Source organism: Streptococcus oralis subsp. oralis (assembly GCF_002096445.1).
GTDB classification, from domain to species: Bacteria; Bacillota; Bacilli; order Lactobacillales; family Streptococcaceae; genus Streptococcus; species Streptococcus oralis_N.
In genome coordinates, this window is record NZ_NCUK01000011.1 from 85,347 (window position 1) to 94,906 (window position 9,560).

General features: G+C 38.7%; 12 protein-coding genes. 11 read left to right on the top strand and 1 reads right to left on the bottom strand.

Annotated features, from left to right (window positions below):
• Window positions 1-2: 2 nt before the first annotated feature.
• The 8 genes from B7721_RS01030 to B7721_RS01065 all read left to right on the top strand — a co-directional run bounded on the left by B7721_RS01030 (window position 3) and on the right by B7721_RS01065 (window position 6,372).
• Window positions 3-353, top strand: a complete 351-nt coding sequence (locus tag B7721_RS01030) for a PspC domain-containing protein (protein ID WP_084877079.1) — start codon at window positions 3-5, stop codon at window positions 351-353.
• A gap of 18 nt (window positions 354-371) precedes the next feature.
• Entirely contained in the window at window positions 372-1,106 is a 735-nt protein-coding gene (locus B7721_RS01035; protein WP_084877081.1) for a DUF3169 family protein, read from the top strand.
• Between the two features lie 10 nt (window positions 1,107-1,116).
• Window positions 1,117-1,941, top strand: coding sequence for an ABC transporter ATP-binding protein (locus B7721_RS01040; protein ID WP_084877082.1), 825 nt, complete (start codon window positions 1,117-1,119; stop codon window positions 1,939-1,941).
• On the top strand, window positions 1,934-2,632 hold the full coding sequence (locus B7721_RS01045; RefSeq protein ID WP_084877084.1) for an ABC transporter permease: 699 nt from the start codon (window positions 1,934-1,936) through the stop codon (window positions 2,630-2,632). Before B7721_RS01040 ends, B7721_RS01045 begins: the two co-directional genes overlap by 8 nt.
• Window positions 2,633-2,641: 9 nt before the next feature.
• Window positions 2,642-3,283: a CPBP family intramembrane glutamic endopeptidase gene (locus B7721_RS01050; RefSeq protein WP_084877085.1), complete on the top strand. Its 642-nt coding sequence runs from the start codon at window positions 2,642-2,644 to the stop codon at window positions 3,281-3,283.
• Window positions 3,284-3,300: 17 nt separating this feature from the next.
• A complete protein-coding gene (locus tag B7721_RS01055; RefSeq protein ID WP_084877087.1) occupies window positions 3,301-3,531 on the top strand; it encodes a hypothetical protein in 231 nt (76 codons plus the stop codon).
• A 158-nt stretch (window positions 3,532-3,689) separates the two neighbouring features.
• Complete coding sequence (aspS, locus tag B7721_RS01060) at window positions 3,690-5,453, top strand: aspartate--tRNA ligase (protein WP_084877088.1); 1,764 nt, start codon at window positions 3,690-3,692, stop codon at window positions 5,451-5,453.
• Window positions 5,431-6,372 (top strand): YitT family protein, encoded by a 942-nt coding sequence (locus B7721_RS01065; protein WP_084877090.1) that lies wholly within the window; start codon window positions 5,431-5,433, stop codon window positions 6,370-6,372. Before aspS ends, B7721_RS01065 begins: the two co-directional genes overlap by 23 nt.
• Window positions 6,373-6,422: 50 nt before the next feature.
• Here the strand turns inward: B7721_RS01065 and B7721_RS01070 are convergent.
• Window positions 6,423-7,738 (bottom strand): IS3 family transposase gene (locus B7721_RS01070; RefSeq protein ID WP_142358569.1). Its coding sequence is split into 2 segments (ribosomal slippage): window positions 6,423-7,342 and window positions 7,342-7,738, totalling 1,317 coding nucleotides; the frame shifts between segments, so codons are not numbered across the junction.
• Window positions 7,739-8,515: 777 nt separating this feature from the next.
• On the opposite strand from B7721_RS01070, the gene B7721_RS01075 reads away from it, so the two are divergent.
• From B7721_RS01075 to B7721_RS01085, 3 genes are read left to right on the top strand one after another with little or no spacing between them, the layout of a single operon-like run.
• Window positions 8,516-8,806 carry a WXG100 family type VII secretion target gene (locus tag B7721_RS01075; RefSeq protein ID WP_038804232.1) on the top strand — a complete coding sequence of 97 codons (291 nt, stop codon included), beginning with the start codon at window positions 8,516-8,518 and terminating at the stop codon, window positions 8,804-8,806.
• A 49-nt stretch (window positions 8,807-8,855) separates the two neighbouring features.
• The gene (locus tag B7721_RS01080) at window positions 8,856-9,338 is read left to right on the top strand and encodes a type VII secretion protein EssA (RefSeq protein WP_239823791.1); all 483 of its coding nucleotides are present in this window, start codon (window positions 8,856-8,858) and stop codon (window positions 9,336-9,338) included.
• Window positions 9,301-9,558 (top strand): hypothetical protein, encoded by a 258-nt coding sequence (locus B7721_RS01085; protein WP_061421785.1) that lies wholly within the window; start codon window positions 9,301-9,303, stop codon window positions 9,556-9,558. Before B7721_RS01080 ends, B7721_RS01085 begins: the two co-directional genes overlap by 38 nt.
• Window positions 9,559-9,560 lie beyond the last annotated feature (2 nt).

A 9,560-nucleotide genomic window follows, 5' to 3' on the forward strand; every position in this document is an offset into this window, starting at 1 on the left:
ATATGAAAAAGTTTTTAGCAGGTTTTCAAGTCGATACTGAGCACAAAGAACTTGCGGGTGTTTGTGCAGGTTTAGGAAATTATTTTAATATTCAAGCCAATATCGTTCGTTTGGTGACAGTTTTGTTGTTTCTCTCTTCTACAGAGATTGGTATTTTAACAGTTACAGCCTATGCTTATCTAGCAGGTTGGCTTGGCAATGAACCCTTGGGGGATGGAGCAAAAAAAGCTAGAAACCAAGCTATTCTCTTGTTTGCTGTTTGTTTGATTTTAGTATCACTTGGAACAGAGGGCTTGACAGCTATTTATGAATCAGGTAAAGTGTTTGGTCAGTGGTTAGTTGGATTGGTTTAGTTTAGAAAGAGTATGAATATGAAAAAGAAACGTGGATTGTTATTTTTAATGGCTGTTATCTTGGGAGGCTTCTTGGGCATGTTTGCAGAGATGTTTAAGGCCTATACCGAAAACTACGGAACCATTTTAGATGTCAAAACCGTGATTCCATGGATATCAGTTATTTGTTTACTGCTAGGTTTCATTAGTCTTCTTTTGACATTCAATTTCTTAAAGAAAAGCAGAACATTTCACTCCTTGTACAAAGAGGAAACGGATGATGATTTGAATGAAACCTATTATGTGCAAATGTATCGTAATCTCGAGTTTGGAACTATTGCTTTTAATAGTGCAGGTGTAGCGATTTTTTTGGCTCTTTTCATCTCAGGTAGTGAAGTCATTGTACTAAATATCAGCTATATAACCTTATCTCTTTCTTTTTTGGCATTAGTGATGATTTTCAGTGCTCAAAAATATCTCTATAAGACCATTGCGATCGTTCGTCAGTTTGATTTGGAATTCTTCTCTACACCAAAGGATGTCTTGGACTACATAAATTCCTATGATGAAGGGGAGCGTCAGGCTAATTTGGAACAAAGTTTTCGAATTTTATTCCAATTAAATCAGTATGTCTTGCCAGGTCTCTATTTTTTGATTGCTATCTTTTCTTTATTGACAGGAGAGATTCAGTTACTAGCCTTCTTGCTTGTAGGAGCGATCCATATTTATATCAATGTGATGCAATTACCTATGGTAAAACGTTATTTCAAATAAAGGAGTTCCTATGATTCGTGTTGAAAATGTAAGCAAAAGTTTTGGAAGCAAGAAAGCTCTGAATCATATTTCTTTTGAGATTCAAGAAGGTGAAATCTTTGGTTTCCTAGGTCCCTCAGGTTCAGGTAAAACAACTATGATCAATGTTTTGACGGGTCAGTTAGCTGCAGATCAGGGTGAGACCGTTCTTCTAGGAAAGTCCTCTCGAAATTTGACTTCAAATGATTTGGAACAAATCGGGATTGTTAGTGATAGCAGTGGCTTTTATGAAAAGATGAACCTCTATAAAAATCTGCTCATTTATGCAAAATTATACGGTCTTAAAGCTTCTAGAGTAGATACAGTGCTTGATCAAGTTGGGTTATCAGATGCCAAAAATCTTATCGCGGAAAAACTATCTACAGGTATGAAACAGCGAATGTTCTTGGCTCGTGCTCTTCTAAATGCTCCCAAAATCCTCTTTCTAGATGAGCCAACAAGTGGTCTTGATCCTACCACTTCAAAATCGATTCATGCTCTCTTACAGAAATTGAAGCAGGCTGGTACAACTATCTTTTTAACAACCCATGATATGAATGAAGCAACTCTGCTTTGTGATCGCCTCTCTCTTTTAAATAAGGGAAACTTGATTGAGTATGGCAGTCCACAAGAGATTATCCAGAAATACCATGAGGATAAAAAGGTTCGTTTACGCTATCAAGATGGACGCGAACAAGTGGTTTCTTTTGAAGAATTGCCTCATCTGGATACAACATATCTGATTGCTGTTCATTCTTGTGAACCGACTTTAGAGGAAATCTTTATTAGATTGACAGGAGAAAAGTTAGATGTTTAGAAAATTAAATGCCCTTCTTTGGTTAAGGTTACAAGTTCTTATTAGTAATTCAACCTTGTTAGCGACATTATTGATGCCCTTTGGTATTGCTATCCTATATAATGAATTCTTAAACAAGAGTGGAGAACTGACTATGTTTCTCCTCTCTACGAGTTTGACTATGGTCTTGAGTATGGGAAGTGGTTATATGGTATCGATTATGATGGCTGAGGATAAGGAAAAACGTAACCTTAAATCCCTCATACTAAGTGGTGTGACAGCAACGGAGTATACTCTGAGCATGATGGCTCTTCCTCTTCTAGTGGTGCTTTTTTCGATGGTTGTTCTCCCTCTATATCTTAAAGTTGATTTGACAAACTACTTTCTTACCTATGGTCTCTATCTGCTTCTGGCAACTATCAGCATTATCTTTCTTAACATTCTTATCGGTGCAGTATCAGATACTCAGTCTAAGGCGCAAGTCTATAGTATTTTTCCTATGCTGACCTTCTCTTTCTTGCCCACTCTTGCTGTTCAAAATGAAACTGCGCAAAAATTGTTGGACTATTCCTTCATTGGTCCTTTGGTAAGCCTGTTAAAAGCAGGTGGTGGAGAGTTATCTTTGAGAAGTCTTGGTCTTTTGCTAGCATGGATCCTTTTGCTAGGATTAGCTAGTCTCTTCGTATTGAAAAATAGTTATAAAGGAAAGTAGGAGGCCCATATGAACTTACTTAAAAATCTTGGCTGGTTTCTTCTAGCTGTCCTATCTTTTTTCTTTGGCTATGGTCTGGTTCAGAGTATGGCGCTGTCAGCTCTTGGACTAGGGGCTTCAATCTTTGGAGTCTTGCCACTTTATGTCGTCCTGTCAGGGGCCTATGTTTATGGAGTTTACAGATGGTATCAGACAGAAAAGGTTAGCATCCAGACGACTGCATTTAATCGTTATATCTGGTTGCCAATCCTGGTTTTGCTAGTGGCGATTACAGCCCAGTTCTTTTTACCAGAAGATCCGTCAGTCAATCAACAAATCGTATCTCAACTGACAGTGGCTCAGCCTGTATTTGGTTTCTTTATGGTGGTAGTCTTTGCTCCTCTGACGGAAGAACTGATTTTTAGAGGGATGTTAGCGCGCTATCTCTTTCCTAAGCAGACTAATAGTAAACAGACAGCTCTGTTTCTCCTCGTATCGAGTGTGCTCTTTGCCTTGATTCATTTTCCAGGGACTTTGCAACAGTTTTTCGTCTATGCTAGTCTGGGATTGAGTTTAGGACTGGCTTATGTGAGCCGAAAAGGTCTTCTTTACAGCATTTCTCTCCACGCTTTGAATAATTTAATCGGCTTTTTGATGATACTCATGCTATAATAGAGTCAGGAGGTCACATGAAACGAGTAATTTTATTAGCAGTGGTACAGGCGGTCGTTCTCTTCTTTATTATCGGGGGCCTTGCCTATGCCTTTAAAGGCGATTTCTTTTACAACAATCTAGCAGTGGTTTTTGCACCTATTGCAGGAATCATGCGCTTTGCGACGGCCTATGTAACAGCGATTGTTCTGCCTAAAAAAGCGGCTGAAATCGCAGAAAAACGTAAAGAAGGTCAAGAATCAAAATAAGAAAATCCGATGGCGTCTTCATCGGATTTTTTGATGTTGTCACGATTTTTTAGCTCTTCGTTTTGATTTCTAAAGACAATCAAACTTTTCTGCTGATTTTCATGAAGAGCCTGCGCTTTTATGGTAAAATAGTAACAGAATAAAAGAGGAGAGAAAACATGAAACGTAGTATGTATGCTGGTCGTGTTCGTGAGGAACACATCGGACAAGAAATGACCTTGAAAGGATGGGTTGGTCGTCGTCGTGACCTTGGTGGTTTGATCTTTATCGACCTTCGTGACCGTGAAGGGATCATGCAGTTGGTTATCAACCCTGAAAAAGTATCTGCAGAGGTCATGGCAACGGCTGAAAGTCTTCGTAGCGAATTTGTCATTGAGGTGACTGGTCAAGTCGCTGCGCGTGAGCAAGCCAATGATAAATTGCCGACTGGTGCGGTTGAGTTGAACGTGACAGCTCTGACAGTGCTGAATACAGCCAAAACAACACCTTTTGAGATTAAGGATGAGATTGAGGCCAATGACGATACACGTTTGCGTTACCGTTACCTTGACCTTCGTCGTCCAGAAATGCTAGAAAACCTTAAGCTTCGTGCTAAGGTGACCCACTCAATCCGTAACTACTTGGATGAGTTGGAGTTTATCGATGTGGAGACGCCATTCCTTTCTAAATCAACGCCAGAAGGGGCGCGTGACTATTTGGTGCCATCTCGTGTCAATAAAGGACATTTCTACGCTCTACCTCAGAGCCCACAAATCACTAAGCAACTCTTGATGAATGCTGGATTTGACCGTTACTACCAAATCGTCAAATGCTTCCGTGATGAGGACTTGCGTGGTGACCGTCAGCCTGAGTTCACTCAGGTCGACTTGGAAACATCCTTCCTTACGGAGCAGGAGATCCAAGATATTACAGAAGGATTGATTGCGCGCGTGATGAAAGAAACAAAAGGCATCGACGTTACGCTTCCATTTCCTCGTATGAAGTATGATGACGCGATGGCTCTTTATGGTTCTGACAAGCCTGATACTCGTTTTGACATGTTGCTTCAGGATTTGACAGCAGTGGTTAAGGATGTCGACTTCAAGGTCTTTTCAGAAGCACCTGCTGTTAAAGCCATTGTAGTCAAAGGAGCTGCGGACAACTACTCACGTAAAGACATCGACAAGATGACCGAAGTAGCCAAACAGTACGGTGCTAAAGGTCTTGCTTGGGTCAAGGTAGTTGAGGGAGAATTAAACGGACCAGTTGCCAAATTCTTGACTGGTATCCAAGCAGATTTGACTGCAGCACTTGGTCTTGAAGATAAGGATTTAGTTCTATTTGTGGCGGATACGCTTGAAGTGGCGAATGCAACACTAGGTGCCCTTCGTGGCCGTATCGCCAAAGAGCTTGACTTGATTGATAATGATCAATTCAACTTCCTTTGGGTGGTTGATTGGCCAATGTTTGAATGGTCTGAAGAAGAAGGCCGCTACATGAGCGCCCACCATCCATTTACCCTTCCACAGGAAGAAACAGCTCACGAATTAGAAGGTGATTTGGCTAAGGTTCGTGCCATTGCTTACGATATCGTCTTGAACGGTTATGAGCTTGGTGGTGGTAGCCTTCGTATCAACCAAAAAGACCTTCAAGAACGCATGTTTAAGGCTCTAGGTTTCTCAGCTGAAGAAGCAAATGACCAGTTTGGTTTCCTTCTTGAAGCCATGGACTATGGTTTCCCACCACACGGTGGTTTGGCTATCGGTCTTGACCGTTTTGTGATGCTCTTAGCAGGAGAAGAAAATATCCGTGAAGTCATTGCCTTTCCTAAGAACAATAAGGCAACCGACCCAATGACACAAGCTCCATCAACAGTCGCTCTCAAACAACTAGAGGAACTCAGCTTACAAGTAGAAGAAGATGAAACAAGCAAAACGAATTAAGCGGTGGCGCTATTATCTGCGCCGCTTTGCTTATCAGATAAAAATCTTACGAGTTTTACAAAGTATCTCTCGGGAAAAATATGATGAGAAAATCTCGGCTTCTCTGGTCTATGGATTTTTGTCAGCAGTAGCAGTCAATTTCTTTTTTCAACCAGGACACGTTTACTCAAGTGGTGCGACGGGTTTGGCACAGATTATCTCTGCCTTGAGTCATCACTGGTTTGGCTTTTACATTCCGATATCGCTAACCTTTTATGCTATCAATTTTCCGTTGATGATTTTAGCTTGGTATCAGATTGGACATAAATTTACGGTCTTTACTTTTATTACAGTATCCATGAGTTCCCTCTTTATCCAGCTTGTACCAGTTGTGACCTTGACAGAGGATCCCATTATCAATGCCCTTTTTGGGGGTGTTGTCATGGGCTTAGGGATTGGTTTTGCACTCCGTAACAATATTTCTAGCGGAGGTACAGATATCGTCAGTTTGACCATTCGTAAGAAGACAGGTAAGAATGTCGGTAGCATTTCTTTCTTGGTAAATGGGATGATTATGCTGATAGCAGGTTTGACCTTTGGTTGGAAATATGCCCTCTACTCCATGATTACCATCTTTGTATCAAGCCGTGTGACAGACGCGGTCTTTACCAAGCAAAAACGAATGCAGGCCATGATTGTGACCAATAATCCTGATAAGGTAATCGCAAAAATCCATAAAAAATTGCACCGCGGAGCAACCATGATCCACGATGCAGAAGGAACCTATAATCATGAGAGAAAAGCAGTCTTGATTACGGTTATCACACGAGCAGAGTTTAATGATTTTAAACACATCATGAAACAGGTCGATCCGACAGCCTTTGTCTCTGTATCCGAAAATGTCCACATACTAGGACGATTCGTAGAAACAGACAATTAGATATGAAAAACCAGCTCTGTGTACTGACCCCAAAAAGTTAGACAAATAATTTAAGCGAAGGATTTAGTTCTGTATTGCAAAGGGCTAAGTCCTTTTAGTTTGACCTTAATTCGTTTGTTGTTGTAGTAATCAATATAGTCCACAATAGCTTGTTCCAATTGCTTAAGCGACTGAAACGACTTCTCATAGCCGTAAAACATTTCCGATTTTAAAATGCCAAAGAAAGATTCCATCATCCCGTTGTCTGGGCTGTTACCTTTACGTGACATAGATGTTTGGATTCCCTTACTCTCTAAAAACCTGTGATAAGAATCGTGTTGGTATTGCCATCCTTGATCACTATGGAGACTCGTATTCTCATAGTATTTCTCTGTAAAGGCCTGCTCCAGCATAGCTTTCACTTGTTCTAAATTAGGAGAACAAGAAAGATTATAGGCAATAATTTCGCTGTTAAAGCCATCTAAAACAGGCGATAAATACAATTTCTGTGTGCTATTTGAAATGGCAAACTCTGTCACATCCGTATAGCACTTTTCCATTGGCCTCAATGCTTCAAACTGGCGTTGAATAAGGTTATCTGCTTTCTTGCCAATCTCTCCTTGATAAGAAGAATACTTCCGTTTACGACGAATTCGAGCACTTAAACCAAGGACTTTCATCAGACGTTGGACCTTCTTATGGTTTACTATATGACCACGATTCCTCAATTCAAGAGTTATTCGGCGATAGCCATAGTTGCCTTTATGTTCACTATAAATGGCTTGTATTTCGTCCTTTGGCTCTTTGTCCTTATCTGGTTGATATAGCTGTTTCAACTGATAGTAGTAAGTTGAGCGAGGTAAACGAGCCGCTTCAAGAAGTAAATCTAGTCGAAATCCTCCTGAAGCCATTTTCCTAATTGTCTCTGCCTTTCTCGCTGTATGGCTTCGTCCCTGTCTTCCAGCTCTTTTAACTTTTTTAAGTAAGCCACCTCGGTACGTAAGCGTTCATTCTCTTCCTGAAGTCGCTCTAGTTCTGTCATTTCTTCCCAAGTTTTCTTCCGTTTACGTCCCATTTTAGGTACTCTCCCTCTTATTTTCTCAACAGTAGTATACGCGTTTTTCTTGTATTTTGCTAGCCAGTTAAGAAGTATCGTACGACTTGGGAGACCGTATTCAAGAGAAACTCTATCTTTAGTCCAGCCTTCATGTAAGACTTTATTAATCATTTCTTGTTTTAATTCAGGAGAATAGTAACGATCAATCAATTTAATCATGTACCTAAGATTAGAATTATTTATCCCAAATTTATTTGAAAGCTGTTTGAAACTTTGTCCTTGTTTTCTTAGTTCATAGATTTGAACTTTATCTTTATAACTCAATTTCATAATAAAACACCCCAAAAGTTAGATGTTTTCTGTCTAACTTTTGGGGTGCAGTTTAATTGTCTAGAGCGTTTTTGTGTTGTTTAAGAAAATTAGATGTTGGTTTTAGATAACTACACATTTCAGATTTTTTAAACAAGATTTAATTATTGATAACTAGAAAGGATTATTATGTTTGCAAAAAACAAATTTCAATGCTGTATTTACAATCATGATAGACTAGAACTTCATGAGCTTCAAAAGGAATATCAAAAGGATAAAGCTGGGACAAAACTTAAGTATGAAAACCAATTGTTCGCAATCCTTCATGGATAGAACGCAAGTTGTTCTCGATAGCTCAAAGATCAGCTTGATGTATTATTCTTTCAGCCATAATATCCCCCTTGTTAATGATTTTTAAATTAATTAGACAAAATTTGGCCATAGAATATTCTTATCTTAAAGAAGTAATTATATACTGAAAAACAGGTCGCAATTACACATGATTCAGATAAAATATACCAGAACTATTTTAGTTTCTTCTTATAGAAATAAGAAAATCATAATTGATACTTTAATTCAACATACTATGAAATGAGAATATGAAGTTTTCTATGAGGAAAATGTGCACTTGATTAGACATTTTAGGGCGTATGAAAACTTGAATACGGGTTTCTTTCTATATCAATGTTTTTGCAGATACTTTTTTGTAAAAATGTGTATTACGAGTGTGTAACTGATAGACAAACACTAAAATATATGATAAACTAAAGTAGGAAAAAATTTAAAAGGAGAATCCTTATGTCAGCAATTAGTTTAACTCCAGAACAGTTACAATCTCAGGCGGCTATTTATCTTAGCGCTAAAGATCAAATTGAACAAGCGGTACAAACCGTTAATCGCACAAATGGAGAAATGGCATCACAATGGAAAGGGCAAGCATTTAATGCTTACCTTGAGCAATACAACCAGTTGTATACACATGTTCAAAAATTCGAGGAGCTTCTAGTGAGCATCAACCAACAATTGAACAACTATGCTCAAACAGTAGCTGAACGTGACCAACAAGATGCACAAAGCTTTGGTTTGTAGTTAATTTTGAGGAGCGTCAGGGAAACTTGACGCTTATTTTTATACCATGATGAAGAAAATTAAAAAGTACCTATTAATTCTTTGTATCGTATTTCCTGTGCTAGTTTATGCAGACGATGGTAGCTTAAAACTTGATACAGATATCATTACAAATAGTACACAGGATACGGTCAAAAATAGGATAGAATCCAAATATGCCCCAAATTTATTTTTAAATCGTACCCAAAAGGTTGTGGATCAGAGAACTCAAACAACGAAAGAACTGTTACAGGGGGCAGAACAGACTATATTTACAGGTAGTAAAAATCATTCTATTTATCGCTTAGAAACTAGTGTAGTTCAAACATCATTATTCAATCAATACACCATAGAGGAGAAGTCCTCTTTTAAGCAAAGGGATTATTCAATTTTTAAGGATTGGATGGGAAGTGTATTTACAAGTGTTTTTTTGCTGTTTATGGTTTTGTTGGGAGTCTATCTAGGAAGGAAATGGCATGGATTACGGAAAAATAAAGCTAACTCTAGAGTATAGAGCAAAACAAATAGATATTCGAGTTTCAAAAGCTCTTACTTGGTTAAGGTTAGAAGAATTATTAAAAGATACCAAAGTTAGAGAACAGTTGAATTTACCTCGAAATAGTTCGTTTTGTTTCAAAGTTAGAAATAAACAAATCCATATCGAACCAATGGATATCTTGGCTGCTTATCCAGTTAGTGATGGAGATTATATAGAGATTGAGGAAGTATCATAGGA